The organism is Streptomyces sp. NPDC005181 (genome assembly GCF_040608395.1).
Lineage (GTDB): Bacteria > Actinomycetota > Actinomycetes > Streptomycetales > Streptomycetaceae > Streptomyces.
Genome location: NZ_JBEXID010000122.1, coordinates 1 through 14,195 on the forward strand (window position 1 = coordinate 1; position 14,195 = coordinate 14,195).

The window sequence follows — 14,195 nt, forward strand, 5'->3', positions numbered from 1 at the left end:
CGTCGTCATGTCACTTCTCCCTTGTCTCTGAGGGTCGACCGGACAACCGGCCTGACATGAACGTACTTATGGCGCCTTTATCTGTCATATCGGATACATCGACGGCGTGACTGCAGAGCGCCGGTCGAGTGAACGAAACCCCGCACCACACGCCAGCCAGTGATCTGATGCACCGTCAATAGATAAGAAAATAGGCTTATATGACACATGACTAGGCCTTTCGGGCGACTTCGTGACACCAGCTCACCCTCTCGGCAGCGTCCCGCCGACAACTCCGGTCATCGGGCGCCTGCCCCACGCCGGACCCGCGGACCAGCACGGAACACACGGCAGGCCATGCGCTTCACAGCCTGCTGCTCAGGAGTTCACCGCAGGGCCCGTGATGTAGTGGCCGCTCTCGTCGTACGGTCAGGCGTTGGCGATGCAGCCATGCAGACCCTTGATCTGCTGCATCATCACCGGCGCGCGCTTCCCCGGGCCCTGGCACGTGGCGTGGTCGTGGCCGATGCGGTGCCCCCACCGCCCGCTCCGATCAGCGTCGCGCTGAGAACGGCGCCCAGGACCAGCTTGCGCGACCGTCGGCGGGCCACATGCCGGCGACCACGTCCTCCGCCCGCGGACGGGGCCCTGTGACGCCGGACCATGGTGGAATTCCTCGTCCCTGAGTAAGTGGTTCCGAATCGGTCCCCTCAGGGGCCTGCCGGACTGGCGATGCAGTGGGTCTCGCGGTCGTCGCGTGGGCACGGTGGCTGTGGTTCTGCGACTGACCCCGGCAGCCGCTCGCATGCGATGCCGGTCGTTCGCCGGGCGCACCCCTGTCCCGAACCGTTCGGGACTCGGACGCGTAAGCGGGACCGAAGCCCAGGAGGGCGGAGCCACGCGACACCATCGGGGAACTGGCAGTTCATGTGGGTCACCACCATCGTCCGGGTCACCGTGCGCGCGCTGCGCCGCAAGCTGGGTGAGCCGGCAGTGATCGAGACGGTCACCGGCACCGGGTACCGCATCCGATGAGGCTTTCCACCTGGTTGACTGCCGCCTGCTGGGGAAGCCTGCGGCTGCGGCTCACCGCCGTCTTCGGCGTGCTGTTCTTCCTCGCCGCGGCCGTCGTGCTGGCCGCCACGGTGGTGCTGGTCCACCGCTACCGGGAGAACAACCATCTGGGTGGGCCCTACATGAAGCTCAATCCGGCACTGACGGTGCAGCAGTTGCAGGACCAGCAGGCCCGGGCGCTGGCCCAGGCCTCCGCGCTCCAGAATGAGGACGCACGCAACGACGTCCTCTGGATCCTGAAATGGGGCTCGCTGGTCGTTGCGGGCGTGGGCGTGACCGCCACCGGTGCCGGCTGGGTGGTGGCCGGACGGTTGTTGCGGCCGCTCACCCGGATCGCGGGCACGGCAGAACGGGTGGCCGGGCGCACCCTGCACCAGCGGATCGCGCTGGATGCCCCGCCGGGTGAGGTCAAAAGTCTCGCCGACTCCTTCGACCGGATGCTGGAGCGGCTGGACGAGTCCTTCGCCGGGCAGGGCCGGTTCATCGCCAACGCCGCCCACGAGCTGAAGACCCCCCTGGTCATCAATCGCACCCTGGCCGAGGTGGCCATGAACCGACCCGACGCGCCCGTTCAGGTGGTCCAGCTGAGCGAGCGCCTGCTCGCGGTCAACGCCCGCCATGAGCGGCTCATCGACGCCCTGCTCATCCTCGCCCGCTCCGAGAACGGCGAACTGGAACTGCTTCCCGCCGACCTCGCCCAGACCGCCGCCGCCGTCCTCCAGGCCGCCGCCGCAGCAACCGAACAGGCCGGAGTGACACTCCACGCGGATCTGGTCCCCGCACCGGTGGAAGGAGACCCGTTGTTGCTGGAACAGCTCGCCCGCAACCTTGTCGACAACGCCATCCGCTACAACGTCCAAGGCGGCTCGGTCCTCGTGCGGACCGGCACTGTCCCAGACGGTGTCCAGCTGACCGTTGCCAACACCGGCCCCGTCATCGCGCGTCACGAGGTGCCCGTCCTCTTCCAGCCGTTCCGCAGACTGACCGACCGCGTGGGCTCCGCCCGCGGCAGTGGCCTGGGCCTGTCCATCGTCCAGGCCGTCGCCCGCACACACCGTGGCGAGGCCCATGCCGCACCCCGTCCGGACGGCGGCCTGACGGTCACTGTCACCCTTCCGCTCAGGCACAGCGGCCAGGGTCAGCCCGGCGTCGGGGCGTAAGCGGTCCGCCAACGCCGCGGTCCCTGTCGCACCATCACATTCCGTATGCCGCGTGTTCGCAGCGGCCTCCTGCTGCATCTCGGGCAGCTGGCCCCGCACCACGGCCGATGCGATTGACAGCACAGACCGTGTGCGTTTGACTCTCCGCGACTCCGACATTTCACCCCGTATCGACTGGCTGGAAGGGCCGCATCGGTACATGGCCGGGGACGGCCACCGGCCGACAAGGAACTCACGGAAACTCACCACCCCTGGTCGATCACGACGTTCGCGGCCAAAGGAGCTGACTCGTCCCATGCGCAGTCAATCGACCGTCCACAGCGTGACTTACGACTTGTTGAGATCGCTGGGACTGACAGCGGTTTTCGGTAACCCGGGGTCCACCGAGCAGACGTTCCTTCAGAATTTCCCGGACGACTTCTCGTACATCCTGGCTCTTCAGGAAGCGTCCGCCATCGCCATGGCGGACGCCTTCGCCCAGGTCACCCGTCGTCCGGCACTGGTGAACCTGCACTCCTCCGCCGGGCTCGGCAACAGTCTCGGCAACCTGGTCGCCGCTTACCACGGACACACCCCGCTCATCGTCACGGCCGGCCAGCAGCACCGTGAGCTGATGATCGGCGAGCCCTACCTGGGTAACCGCGAGGCCACGAACATGCCCAAGCCGTGGGTGAAGTGGTCCTACGAGCCTGCCCGCGCCGAGGACGTGCCCGAGGCTTTCATGCGCGCTTACGCGACCGCCTTGCAGCCGCCCGCGGGACCGGTGTTCTTGTCCATCCCGCTCGACGACTGGAACCACCCCCTGGAGGGGCCCGCCGTCCTGCGCGAGGTCAGCAAGACCTACGCGCCCGACGCCGAGCGCCTGCGGCACTTCGCCGAGCGCATCACCGCCAGTCAGCGGCCGGCCCTGATCCTCGGGCCCGACGTGGACCGGGCCGGCGGTTGGCACGCCGGCATCACTCTGGCCGAGAAGCTGAAGGCAGCGGTCTACAGCGCCCCGCTCGCGGACCGCGCCTCCTTCCCCGAGGACCATCCCCTGTACCGGGGCCCGCTGGGTATGTCGGTGAAGACCATCAGCGACCGGCTCGTCGGACACGACCTGGTGATCGTCATCGGGGCAGAGGTGTTCCGCTACTACCCCTACGTGCCCGGGGAGATCCTCCCCGCCGGGACCCAACTGCTCCACATCACCGACGACCCGGCAGTCGCCGGATCAGCCCGGGTCGGTGACAGCCTCCTGGGCGACCCCCGGCTGTCGATCGAACTCCTCGCCGAAATGGTCGGCGACGGCAGCGGGCGTGCGCAGCCGGAACCCATGGCGCGTCCCCGGAAGCTGCCGGAAAATCCGAGCAGCCCGCTCACGCCGGCCGAGGTCTATGCGGCCCTCAGCAATGTTCGGCCACAGCATGCCGCCCTCATCAACGAGTCCACCTCGACCATGGCCCAGCATGCCGAGTGGCTGCCCTCGGTCGAGCCCGAGTCGTTCTTCGCCACCGCCAGCGGCGGCATCGGCTGGGCGCTGCCGGCTGCCGTCGGCATCGCCCTCGGCGACCGGGACCGTGGCGTCACACGTCCGGTGATCGGTCTGATCGGAGACGGATCCTTCCAGTACTCGGTCCAGAGTCTTTGGACCGCCGCACAGCACAACCTGCCGATCGTGTACGTCGTGATGCGCAATCACGAGTACTCCATCCTCAAATCCTTCGCCGACTTGGAGAAGACGCCGGGTGTACCCGGGCTCGACCTTCCGGGCCTGGACATCGCCTCCCTGGCGCAGGGGTTCGGCTGCCGAGCCGTCGACGTCACGACCACCGCAGAACTCGAAAAGGAGTTCACGACCGCAGTGGAGTCCGACAGCCCGACGGTCATCGTGGTGACCACCCAGCCGCAGAAGGCCCTGCTCTGAGGTGAACTCGCCGGCTCGGGACATCCGGGACGGACTGAACACCGAACTTCACGAGCCTGACAGGTCCTGTCCGGAGCAATGCCTGTCCCGGCGGCCGCCCCCCTTGGCGGGCCGGCTACCAGGCCTGTTGCTCGTTCCCAGGCCTGGCTCGCTCGCTGTCAGCGGGTGCCCTCGAAGTGATCTGCGCGTGCTCTGACACAGCACCTGTGATCGCATCGGCGCAGCTGCACCGGCTGCTCTCCCCCGTCGGATAGGGTCGGCCGCCGCTTGGTCCCGTGGCCGCCCCACGATGCGCGCACCTGCTCCGGCCTGCGGCACCTGAAGCCGGTCGGCGAGGCCGACGACCAGCCGCAGCGCGGCCGCCGCTCCCTGAGCCCGCCAGGCGGTGTTGCCCCCCCACGCCTTCCAGGGGCTTCCCCGCCGTCGCGTCGCGGTGGACCCTCAGCGGCACTCGCGATGCCCGGGACGGTCCCTCCCCCGGCCTGCCGTTCCTCGCCGCTGCTCGCTCCCGGGCTCTCGGCAGCCCGGGGGATGCGCCGCGAGTCCGGCCCGCGCCCGTGACCACGTGCGCATCACGGAAACCCGGCCCCGACCCACCCTCTCCACTCCAATGCCCCGCCATTTTCACCCGGCCGGACCGCGCGGCCGCGCCCGGCCGTGCCCCTGCGCGAACGCTGAGGTGCTGTAGACCTCAAGGGAAGCGAGAACGGCATGACCGCACTGGAGATCTCCGGCACACAACGTCGAATACTGCGCGCACACGTCACCGTGGCCGGATGCGCCCTGGCCCTGTGCGCTTCCGCGGCGGCCCCGGCTGTCGCAGACGGCGACACGACCGGCGCGAAACCCACTGTGGTCCTGGTGCACGGCGCGTTCGCGGACGGCTCCAGCTGGGACGGGGTCATCTCGCGGCTCGAGCGCAGGGGCTACACCGTCATCGCGCCCGCCAACCCTCTGCGCGGCCTGTACAACGACTCCACCTACATAGCCTCCGTACTCGACAGCATCAAGGGCCAGGTCGTGCTGGTGGGCCACTCCTACGGCGGCGCCGTGATCAGCACGGCCGCGGCCGGCAACCCCCGGGTGAAGTCCCTGGTGTACATCTCGGCGCTGATGCCTGACGTGGGCGAGAGCGGCATGTCGCTGGCCGCACGCTTCCCCAGCGAACTCGGCACCGCAACCAAGTCCGTCCCGTACCGGGAGAACGGCCGCAGCGGGACCGATCTGTACCTCAAGCCGGACAAGGTGCACCCGGTCTTCGCGGCCTGCCTGCCTGCGAGCGAGGCGAATCTGCTGGGAGTCACCCAACGGCCTGCGGCCACCACCGCATTCTCGGAGAAGGCCAAGGTCGCGGCCTGGAAGACCATCCCGTCCTGGGCCCTTGTCGGCCGGCAGGACAAGACCATCAACCCGGACCAGGAACGCTTCCAGGCCAAGCGCGCCGGCTCACACACGGTGGAGATCAACTCCTGCCACGTGTCGCTGATCGCGCACCCCGAGGCTGTCGCCGACCTGATCCTCCAGGCAGCCGGGGCTTCCTCCTCCGCGCGGCCGTCCCTGGCGACCACCGGGTCCGCACATGACACCCGCGCCGAGGCCGGCATTGCCGGAGCGTGCCTGGTCGCCGGCGCAGGAGCCATCCTCCTCGGCCGCCGGCTGCGACGCCGCTCCCACTGACGGGTCGGCCCCGTTCACGGCGACCTGCCTTTACATGACCAACGGTGTCCCGTACGACGCAACCTCGACGGCAGCAGAGGGAGTCACAGATCGAGGATGAGATCCGTGGGTGGCTGTGCGATGGCCACGCTCATCGCGGTGAATGTGGGGATGCCCCGGGATGTTCCCTGGAAGGCGAACGTCGCTTGCATCCTCACGGCGGAACGCAGCGATGGCGTCCTTGATCAGCGTGACGTGATGGCCGAGCTCCTGGGCGAATCGCGCGGTGGTGTCGATGCAGGTGTTCGCCCGCATGCCGATCCGCGGGGAATTACGCGACGACATCCCCGTCGGCCGGGGGTGGATTACGCCCTCCGGGGCTGGCACGATGCACGCCCATGACTGATCAAGCCACCCCGGCAGCCCAAGCTCTCCGCCTGATCACGAACCGCTACCCGCATGCCCTGGGCGCTGTACTCGGCGGCTCAGCCGCCCAAGGCTGCGCAACTCCGACCAGCGATCTCGACGTGGCGGTCCTCCTCCCGGACTCGGATACCAGCCGCCGCGAAGTGATACGCCACGACGGTCGCTTGGCCGAGCTGTTCCTGCACACCCTCGCGGACGTCCCGGTGGCCTTCGAGCGGGACAGAGGCCTCCGCCGGGGAACAGTCCTCTTCATCTATGACAGGGGCCTGCCCTTGATGGACCCTCACGGTCATCTGTCCCGTACCCGAGCACAGGCCCGAGCGGTACTGGCGGCCGGCCCTCCCATCCTCACCCAGGCCGAGTGGGAGCGCGGCCGCTATATCCTGACCTGCTTCATGGACGATCTGATCGACACCCGGCCGGCCGACCGGTACGAACAGCTCTCCCTTGCCGATTTCACCCTGCGCGAGGCGGCACATCTCCTCACCGCGCACCACCACGCCTGGACCGGCATCGGCAAGTGGCTGCCCCGCAGACTGCTCAGCGCCGATCCAGAACTGGGCAAGGCCCTGCTGGATGGCCATCGGACCGTGGCCGAACAGCGGGACCCAGCACCGTTGGCGGCTGCGGCTGAACAGGTGCTCAACCTGCTCGGTGGGCCCCTGCGGGAGGGGTACACACAACGCGAGTGGGCTTGACCGCCGACCTTCGCCTGCTCGTGTTCCAGTGAGGTCGCGGCTGGGTGGGTGCACCCACCGCATGGATAGTCCCCCCGGTCGAGCGCACCGTGCAGCTCGGCAGCCTGCCTGAGCGTCAGATGCTGTAGTGCGGGCCGAGGTGACACCGGGGGACGTTGCTGACCACGTGCGCCGCTTCAGCCGGCCCGGTTGGCGCTGCCCGCCGAGGAGCCGTCAACGAGCCCCTGCAGTCCCTCCCCACGGCCATTGATGCGCAGGGACGAGCGCCCGGCGACTGACCGCGGCTTGAACCCGTTCAGGTCACGTACCGGCCCTGTCAGCACCGCTTGCACCAGTAGCCAGGGCAGCGTAGGCGGTGGAGCCCGTCCGGGAGCCCTTCGCACGTCGACCGGGCGGGCCGCCACATCCGAGCCCGCGGCGTCAGATCCTGCGCCGCACGGCCACCGCTGTGCCGACGATCGCCGCGTCATCACCGGGGACGGGCTCGTACCTCACTTTGCCGACGCTCCCTCGCGGATGGCTGCGTCGATCACGCTCGCGCCCATCACCTTCAGTGCGAACGGCTCGCCCTCGCCGACCAGCCGGCACGGCAGCGGACAGACACCCTCGAGTGCTTCCTCCGCAAGGATCGGCGCGCCGGTGGCCACCCGGGCAACGAGCGGAACACAGCACGGCCTCTGTCGGCGGCTCGGGAAAATCTGCGGTCCACAGAGCGCGGACACGGTCGGCGGGCGGCCGGTCGGATTACGGTGAAGCGCCCCCATACGCTCCGAGACCATCAGCAGGTGCACAACCGGCGAGGTGCTCGCGAGCTCTTCACCGACTCCCGGATCTCCTGCATCGACGGCGGGTAGCCCTGCCGTCGGACCTCGCTTCGTCGAAGCGGACGAAGTCCGACTCGACGATCGGTGACCCGTTACAGGTTGACGCAAGATTCCGGGCGGGCATGCGCCGGAGGGTATCCCCCATGCCGGAAACCCCGGCCCGATTCCGACGTGCCGGGGTTTCCATGTGATGCGGTGGCTCTGTTACCACCCGCCGTGGTCGCCGATCACCCGGAAGCTGCCCACGACACCGTCGTTGAGGGACAGGCCCCCTTGAACGGTGGGGGTCACGACGCCATGCGTGCTGCCATAGGGGCCGACAGTGGCAACCGGAGAGCCGTTGTCGCAGGTGGCCCCACGGTAGACCTCGACGATCTTCCGGCTGTCGTTACTGATGCTGAAGCTCGAGGAGCCCAGTCCGCTGGCCGCGGTGATGCAGCCTTCCGCGTATGCGGAGTACGTCCGGTCGTTGAATTGGATCGTTCCCTCATCCTTGCCGCCGTAGCCGCCGCCGTAGCCACGGTCATCGCCGCCACCGCCGTAACCGCGGTCATCGCCACCGCCACCGCCGCCGTAGCCACGGTCGTCGCCACCACCGCCGTAACCGCGGTCATCGCCACCGCCACCGCCACCGTAACCGCGGTCGTCGTCGCCACCGCCGGAGCCACGGTCATCGCCGCCGTCACCGTAACCGCGGTCCTCGCCACCACCGCCGGAGCCGCCGCGACCCTCGTCCCCGTTGCTCTTGCCGCTGTCGTCACTCAGAGGAGCCGCGGCCGGTGCCACCTCTCGGGCGGGTGGAGCGGCCTTCTGGGCGGGTGGGGCAGCCTTCTGGACAGGCGGACGGGCCTGCTGGACGGACGAGGCTGCCTGGGTGGATGCGTCGTTCGAGGCGTAGGTGATGCCGGTGACGGCAAGAACCGCGGCGCCCACTGCGGCGGCGGTCACGGCGACGGTACGCGTGGTCATGTCACTTCTCCCTGTCTCAGAGATGCCGGCCGGACAGCCGACCTGCGACGAACGTACTGACGCCTCCTATACCTGTCATTTCGGGCATACCTAAGGTGTGACACCAGGGGGCCGACCGGGTGTACACACAGCGCCCATCGCATGTCGATGCAAAATCTGACATATAATCAGAAAATGTAATACTGAGCATCTCTAGGCCACATGGAGGTCGCCGCCGACGGCCAGGAGTTCGTCCCACGTAAGGCTGACCGCCAAGGGCGGGTGACTGCCGGGTTCAGCGGCAAAGCTCCATGATGGTGTCGTCGAAGCCGGAAAACTCCTCGGCGGCCGACTCGATCACGGCAGCGGCTGACCGGCGTCGGCCCGGTGCGAACCGCTCCGCGATGGCTGCCAGCTCCTGGCTGGGGCGTGGCACCCGGTCGCGCTCGTACGAGGTGGCTGCTTCCCATGGGCCGAGTCCGTCGGCCAGCAGCCATAGGAAGTCGCCCAGGTCCCGCGCGACGACGCCGGTCTCCCCCTCGGATCCGAGGAAGACGACGGGCTGGTCGACCAGGGCCCGGTTCGGGCGGACGAGCCAGAACGCCGCGTACCCACCGGAGCCGTCCTGGCCGAACACACGGAAGTCCTCGCCGCTCAGTTCCCCATTACCGGTCCAGGCCCGGAACCAGTCCGTTGTCTCCTCGGCCGACAGAAAAGCCGCGAAGGGCTCGAAGTCGACTCCCTCACCGCCCGCGTAGTCGAACGGAACCGCCATCGCGGGGGCGAGCGCGGCAGGGAACTGTCGATCATCGGTGGGCGTCATGCGCACACGCTAGCGACCCGTCTGGCTCTGCTGGAGGCAAGGGCCCCGGGTCACGGTTCGATCAGTCCGACTCGGATTGCGTATCGGGTGAGCTCCAGCCGGTCCTTCATGCCGAGTTTCTCCAGCAGGTTGGCGCGGTGGCGCTCGACGGTCTTGACGCTGATGACGAGGATGTCGGCGATCTCCTGGGAGGTATGGCCCTCGGCGACCAGCTTGAGGATTTCTTCTTCCCGGTCGGTGATGGCTTTGGCGGGGATGGTGCCGCCTTCGCGGGCGCGGTCGAGGTAGTTGCGGATGAGGGCGTTGACGGCGCCGGGGTAGAGGAAGGGTTCGCCGCGCATGGTGGCGCGGCACGCTTCGACCAGGTCGCGGTCGGCCACGGATTTCAGGACGTAGCCGGAGGCGCCTGCGGCCAGGGCTTCGAAGAAGTACTGCTCGTTGTCGTACATGGTCAGTATGAGGAGGCGCAGACCGGGCTGGGTGCGGGCGAGTTCGCGTGCGGCTTGCAGGCCGGTCAGGCGGGGCATGGCGATGTCGAGGATGGCCAGATCGAGCTGGTGGGTGCGGGCCGCTTCGACGGCTTCGGCTCCGTCGCCGGCTTCGGCTACGACGGTGAGGTCGGGTTCGCTGTCGAGGATGAGGCGGACTCCACGGCGGACCAGCGCGTGATCGTCGGCGAGAAGGATGCGGGTTTCGGTCGCCTCGGGCATGGTCAGTGGCTCCGATGGGAAGTGGGCACGGTCAGGCGTACTTCGCTACCCCTGTCGGGGGCGGCACCGAGGGAAAGGGCGGCGCCGATGAGCAGAGCGCGTTCGCGCATGCCGCTGATGCCGGCTCCTTCGGGAGCGCCGTCGATGCCGCGGCCGTCGTCGCGGACGCGTAGCTCCACCCCTGCGGGGGTGCGCCTGACGCTGAGCTCGACGCGGCGGGCCCCCGCGTGGCGGGCGGCATTGGTCAGGCTCTCCTGGGCGACGCGGTAGAGCACGAGTTCGGTGTCCCGGCTCAGCGGCGGCAGGTCGGCGTCGATGTGGTGGCGTACGGCCAGAGCGGGACCGGTGAACTCGTTGGCCAGGGCTCTGAGGGCGCTGGTCAGTCCGAGTTCCTCCAGGACGCCGGGGCGCAGACGGCGGGCGATGCGGCGGATTTCGTCGAGGCCGGCGCGGGTGGTCTCTTGTACCTGGTGCAGTTCCTCGCGTACGGCGGGTGGGGCGTGATCGGCGACGCGTTTGAGTTCGAGCAGGACAGCGGTGAGGGTCTGCCCGACCTCGTCGTGGAGTTCCTGGGCGATGCGGTGACGTTCGGCTTCCTGCGCGGACAGGGCGCGGGCGGCGCTGGTGGCGCGTTCGGTCTCCAGGCGGTCGACCATGGTGTTGAACGTCGTGATCAGTTCTGCGACCTGACCGTGACCGCCGACGGGCGGGCGTGCTCCTGGTCGTAGCAGGTCGGTGGTGGTCATGGCGCGGGTGAGGCGTTGTAGCGGGGCGAGGCCGATGCGCAGCAGTACGCCATTGGCGATGAGCATCGCGGCCAGCCCCACGGTGAGGACGGCGGCTTCGGTGAGCAGGACCGGGGTGGAGACGGTGACCGGGCCCAGCAGCAGGGCGGTGGCAGCGATCAGCACCACGGCATTCAGTAGGAAGATCCGCCAGAACAAGGGCACCGATACCGCCTCCGTCCAGTCGCCGTCCTCACCGCTGTGACTGCCTGACGACCTCACCGGCGCATGTGTCCCGGCTGCGATGGGGGACGTACGGCCGTCATGGTCAGCCTGGGTGCGATGTGCGGTGGTGTCCATCGGTGGCAGCACCCATGTACCGGCCGGTGCGGTGGGGGTCGGCCACCTGGGGAAATGGGTGCCGGCCCCGATGGCGAGGGCAGAAGGCTGCGTGGCACCGTGACAGAAACCCCCTTGACCTGCCGGAACCGGGAGGAGGAGCCGTGGCGCATCCAGGCGACAATCCGCTGCACGATCTCGAGGAGCAGCCGGTGTGGAGCGACCTGCATGTCGTCCACGGTCCGGGTACGGGGCGCCCGCGGGAAGTCCGGCGCGGGCCGGCCTGGGCGCTCATGGCCCTCTCGCTGGCGATGCTGATCACGGGCATGGTGCTGCCGAACGGTCTGCTGCTGGCTGCCGGCCTGGTCACGGCGGGTATGGCGGCACACCTGTTCACGCCGCCGCGGAACCCCACCGGGCCCGGCGCCCGCCCGCCCTGAACCCGCCGCCGCATCCACCCACCGGACGGTCACCAGTGCCTGAGAGACCGACCCGAGGGAGGACGTATCCGCTCCCATCCGTCGCAACACTTCAGCCCCTCCATGCTCCCGAAGGTGGTGACCCGTGGGACATGCTGACACCCTGCTCGCCATGGGCGGCGCCTTCCTGGCCGCCGCCGTCTTCGCCCGCCTCGGCAGCCGGATCGGCCTGCCGACCATCCCGCTGTTCATGCTGGCCGGCATTCTCCTCGGCCCCCACACCCCGGGCCTGGTCCTGGTCGAGGATTCACGCGACTTCGACATGCTCTCCGCGCTCGGCCTGGTACTGCTGCTCTTCTACCTGGGCCTTGAGTTCCACCTCGACGAGATCGAAAGCGGCGGCAGGCGCCTGCTGACCGCCGGCGGGATCTACCTGCTGCTGAATGTCGGCGCCGGCCTGGGATTCGGGTTCGCTCTGGGCTGGGGGGCGCGGGAAGCCCTGGTACTCGCCGGTGTGCTGGGCATCTCGTCCTCCGCAATCGTCACCAAGATCCTCATCGACCTCGGCCGTATCGCACGCCCCGAGACCCGCCTGATCCTGGGCGTCATCGTCGTGGAGGACATCTTTCTCGCCCTGTATCTCGCCGCTCTCCAGCCCATTATCAGCGACGCCCAGGGCATCACGGAAACGGTCCTGCAAGCGGCCAAGGCGTTCGGATTCCTCCTCGTGCTGGCCGCCGCAGCCCGCTACGGCACCCGCCTGATCGGACGTCTGATCGCAGTCCGCGACAACGAACTGCTGGTCATCAGCTTCCTCGGAGCCGCGGTCCTCATCGCCGGCGTCTCCGAAGTCCTCGGGGTCGCCGACGCCATCGGCGCCTTCATGGTCGGCCTGATCCTCGCAGGAACCCCCTCGGGACCGCGGATCCGCGAACTGGTGCACCCGCTGCGCGACGCCTTCGCAGCCATCTTCTTCTTCGCCTTCGGACTGGCCATCGACCCAGGAGACATCGCCTCCGTCGCCACGCCGGTCGCCGCCGCCGCAGCCCTGACCATCGTCATCAACGTGGCCGCGGGACTGCTTGTTGCCCGCCTCTACCACCACGGCCCCCAGCCCGCCGCACGCATCGCCACCACCCTCCTGGCACGCGGCGAGTTCGCGCTGATCCTGGCCGCCATGGCCACCAGCGCCGGACTCGACGGCCGCCTCGCGCCGTTCATCGCCGGCTACGTCCTCGTCCTCGCCGTCCTCGGCCCCGTCGTCGCCGGGCGCGCTCACCTGCTTGCCCGTGTCCTTCAAGCCGCGGCCGCCCGCCTGCCCGGCCATCAAGCCCGCTCCCCCAGGGCCGCCACCCCGTCGGCCGAGCCGGCACAGGGCCCACCAGGCGCCCGCTCCTACGGCGACACCACCCCGCCGACCCCGTCCGCTGTGCCCGCTGGGCCCACCGACGCCAAGCGATAGTGCCGGCGGTCCGTCGGTGTCGCGCTCACGTCGCCGATCGGCTGTCCCGGTGTTCGGCGCTCCAGGAGGCGAGGATGCGTAGTCCGTCGTGCGAAGGGGTGGCGGGCTGTGCGGTCCAGATGACGAGCTGCTGGTCGGGGTCGGTGCTGGCAGTGAGGGTGTCCCAGTCGAGGGTGAGTTCGCCGGCCACCGGATGGTGGAGGACTTTCGTGCCTACGGTGCGCGCGGCGACATGATGCGCGGCCCACCACTGGCGGAAGTCCGCGTCCTGCACGGACAGCTCACCGACGAGGGCGGTCAGGCGGGCGTCGTCGGGGTACTTGGCGGCTTCCATGCGAAGCTGGGCGACGGCGGTGCGAGCGACGCTTTCCCAGTCCGCGTACAGCGCCCTCATCGCAGGGTCGGTGAAAAGAATCCGCGTGTAATTCCGCTTCTTCTCCGGGATTTTCGCGAAGTCGGTGATCAGGGCGGCTGCCAGTGAATTCCACGCCAGAATGTCCATGCCGCGGCCCATGACAATGGCCGGTGTCGCGGACAGGTCGTCCAGGAGCCGCTGCAGTTGAGGCTGAACCTTCTGGGTCGCGCGGCGACGTGGCTGGGCGTGATCCTTGCCCGCGAGTTCGAAGAGGTAGTCGCGCTGGTCGTCATCCAGGTGCAGGACCTGCGCGAGGCTGGACAGCACGGGCCCGGATGCCTGGATACGGCCCTGCTCGAGGCGGGTGTAGTAGTCGGTGCTGATGGCGGCGAGCTGGGCGACTTCCTCGCGGCGCAGGCCCTTCACCCGCCTGGGGCCGCGGGTGTCGGGCAGGCCCACGGTGCGGGGACTCAGCTCGGCCCGGCGGGTCTTGAGGAACTCGCCCAGCTCGTTGAGGTGTGCGTTGCGAGTCATGGCAGCCAGTGTGGCACCGAACGTATGCGGCGACAGGGGAGAAATTTATCCCTGTGCTTCCTCCCAGTACTACAGCCGGTTGTTCACGTGACGTGATGGTGATCGGACTCGTTGGCGGTGCATGGGGCTGATGCTGCCGCCGGGTCTGGTCCGGCGC

General features: G+C 68.8%; 13 protein-coding genes and 2 pseudogenes. 7 read left to right on the top strand and 8 right to left on the bottom strand.

Annotated elements, in window-relative coordinates; all coding sequences use genetic code 11:
- Positions 1 to 408 precede the first annotated feature (408 nt).
- Positions 409 to 516: pseudogene (locus ABZV38_RS36230) on the bottom strand (DUF3152 domain-containing protein); the annotation flags it as partial.
- A gap of 399 nt (positions 517 to 915) precedes the next feature.
- Between ABZV38_RS36230 and ABZV38_RS36235 the strand changes: the two are divergent.
- The 4 genes and pseudogenes from ABZV38_RS36235 to ABZV38_RS36250 form a co-directional block, all read left to right on the top strand.
- A pseudogene (locus ABZV38_RS36235) lies at positions 916 to 1,014 on the top strand (winged helix-turn-helix domain-containing protein); the annotation flags it as partial.
- Positions 1,011 to 2,213, top strand: coding sequence for a HAMP domain-containing sensor histidine kinase (locus tag ABZV38_RS36240; RefSeq protein ID WP_356332703.1), 1,203 nt, complete (start codon positions 1,011 to 1,013; stop codon positions 2,211 to 2,213). The pseudogene ABZV38_RS36235 and the gene ABZV38_RS36240, both read left to right, overlap by 4 nt.
- A gap of 322 nt (positions 2,214 to 2,535) precedes the next feature.
- Complete coding sequence (gene mdlC, locus ABZV38_RS36245; protein ID WP_356332704.1) at positions 2,536 to 4,119, top strand: benzoylformate decarboxylase; 1,584 nt, start codon at positions 2,536 to 2,538, stop codon at positions 4,117 to 4,119.
- Positions 4,120 to 4,830: 711 nt separating this feature from the next.
- Positions 4,831 to 5,796, top strand: coding sequence for an alpha/beta hydrolase (locus ABZV38_RS36250; protein WP_356332705.1), 966 nt, complete (start codon positions 4,831 to 4,833; stop codon positions 5,794 to 5,796).
- Between the two features lie 30 nt (positions 5,797 to 5,826).
- On the opposite strand, the gene ABZV38_RS36255 is transcribed toward ABZV38_RS36250, so the two are convergent.
- The gene (locus tag ABZV38_RS36255; RefSeq protein WP_356332716.1) at positions 5,827 to 6,120 is read right to left on the bottom strand and encodes an isochorismatase family protein; all 294 of its coding nucleotides are present in this window, start codon (positions 6,118 to 6,120) and stop codon (positions 5,827 to 5,829) included.
- Positions 6,121 to 6,173: 53 nt separating this feature from the next.
- On the opposite strand from ABZV38_RS36255, the gene ABZV38_RS36260 reads away from it, so the two are divergent.
- Positions 6,174 to 6,899, top strand: coding sequence for a nucleotidyltransferase domain-containing protein (locus tag ABZV38_RS36260; protein WP_356332707.1), 726 nt, complete (start codon positions 6,174 to 6,176; stop codon positions 6,897 to 6,899).
- 491 nt (positions 6,900 to 7,390) lie between these two features.
- Here the strand turns inward: ABZV38_RS36260 and ABZV38_RS36265 are convergent, their stop codons facing one another.
- The 5 genes from ABZV38_RS36265 to ABZV38_RS36285 all read right to left on the bottom strand — a co-directional run bounded on the left by ABZV38_RS36265 (position 7,391) and on the right by ABZV38_RS36285 (position 11,154).
- Positions 7,391 to 7,546, bottom strand: a complete 156-nt coding sequence (locus tag ABZV38_RS36265) for a hypothetical protein (protein WP_356332708.1) — start codon at positions 7,544 to 7,546, stop codon at positions 7,391 to 7,393.
- Positions 7,547 to 7,927: 381 nt separating this feature from the next.
- Positions 7,928 to 8,692 carry a hypothetical protein gene (locus ABZV38_RS36270; protein ID WP_356332709.1) on the bottom strand — a complete coding sequence of 255 codons (765 nt, stop codon included), beginning with the start codon at positions 8,690 to 8,692 and terminating at the stop codon, positions 7,928 to 7,930.
- 274 nt (positions 8,693 to 8,966) lie between these two features.
- Complete coding sequence (locus ABZV38_RS36275; RefSeq protein ID WP_356332710.1) at positions 8,967 to 9,494, bottom strand: SMI1/KNR4 family protein; 528 nt, start codon at positions 9,492 to 9,494, stop codon at positions 8,967 to 8,969.
- Positions 9,495 to 9,544: 50 nt separating this feature from the next.
- The gene (locus ABZV38_RS36280; RefSeq protein ID WP_356332711.1) at positions 9,545 to 10,204 is read right to left on the bottom strand and encodes a response regulator transcription factor; all 660 of its coding nucleotides are present in this window, start codon (positions 10,202 to 10,204) and stop codon (positions 9,545 to 9,547) included.
- Between the two features lie 2 nt (positions 10,205 to 10,206).
- A complete protein-coding gene (locus ABZV38_RS36285) occupies positions 10,207 to 11,154 on the bottom strand; it encodes a HAMP domain-containing sensor histidine kinase (RefSeq protein ID WP_356332712.1) in 948 nt (315 codons plus the stop codon).
- Positions 11,155 to 11,432: 278 nt separating this feature from the next.
- Here ABZV38_RS36285 and ABZV38_RS36290 point away from each other — a divergent pair, with 278 nt between their 5' ends.
- Together ABZV38_RS36290 and ABZV38_RS36295 are read left to right on the top strand one after the other, a co-directional pair.
- Positions 11,433 to 11,708: a hypothetical protein gene (locus ABZV38_RS36290; protein ID WP_356332713.1), complete on the top strand. Its 276-nt coding sequence runs from the start codon at positions 11,433 to 11,435 to the stop codon at positions 11,706 to 11,708.
- A gap of 124 nt (positions 11,709 to 11,832) precedes the next feature.
- Entirely contained in the window at positions 11,833 to 13,149 is a 1,317-nt protein-coding gene (locus ABZV38_RS36295) for a cation:proton antiporter (protein ID WP_356332714.1), read from the top strand.
- Between the two features lie 25 nt (positions 13,150 to 13,174).
- Here the strand turns inward: ABZV38_RS36295 and ABZV38_RS36300 are convergent, their stop codons facing one another.
- Positions 13,175 to 14,038: a helix-turn-helix transcriptional regulator gene (locus tag ABZV38_RS36300; protein WP_356332715.1), complete on the bottom strand. Its 864-nt coding sequence runs from the start codon at positions 14,036 to 14,038 to the stop codon at positions 13,175 to 13,177.
- Between the last annotated feature and the right edge of the window lie 157 nt (positions 14,039 to 14,195).

Excerpts from the sequence above, each read along its gene's own strand:
- ABZV38_RS36255 (WP_356332716.1), bottom strand. The coding sequence starts at position 6,120 with ATGTCGTCGCGTAATTCCCCGCGGATCGGCATGCGGGCGAACACCTGC.
- ABZV38_RS36275 (WP_356332710.1), bottom strand. The coding sequence starts at position 9,494 with ATGACGCCCACCGATGATCGACAGTTCCCTGCCGCGCTCGCCCCCGCG.
- ABZV38_RS36300 (WP_356332715.1), bottom strand. The coding sequence starts at position 14,038 with ATGACTCGCAACGCACACCTCAACGAGCTGGGCGAGTTCCTCAAGACC.
- ABZV38_RS36280 (WP_356332711.1), bottom strand. The coding sequence starts at position 10,204 with ATGCCCGAGGCGACCGAAACCCGCATCCTTCTCGCCGACGATCACGCG.
- ABZV38_RS36240 (WP_356332703.1), top strand. The coding sequence starts at position 1,011 with ATGAGGCTTTCCACCTGGTTGACTGCCGCCTGCTGGGGAAGCCTGCGG.
- ABZV38_RS36270 (WP_356332709.1), bottom strand. The coding sequence starts at position 8,692 with ATGACCACGCGTACCGTCGCCGTGACCGCCGCCGCAGTGGGCGCCGCG.
- ABZV38_RS36250 (WP_356332705.1), top strand. The coding sequence starts at position 4,831 with ATGACCGCACTGGAGATCTCCGGCACACAACGTCGAATACTGCGCGCA.
- ABZV38_RS36260 (WP_356332707.1), top strand. The coding sequence starts at position 6,174 with ATGACTGATCAAGCCACCCCGGCAGCCCAAGCTCTCCGCCTGATCACG.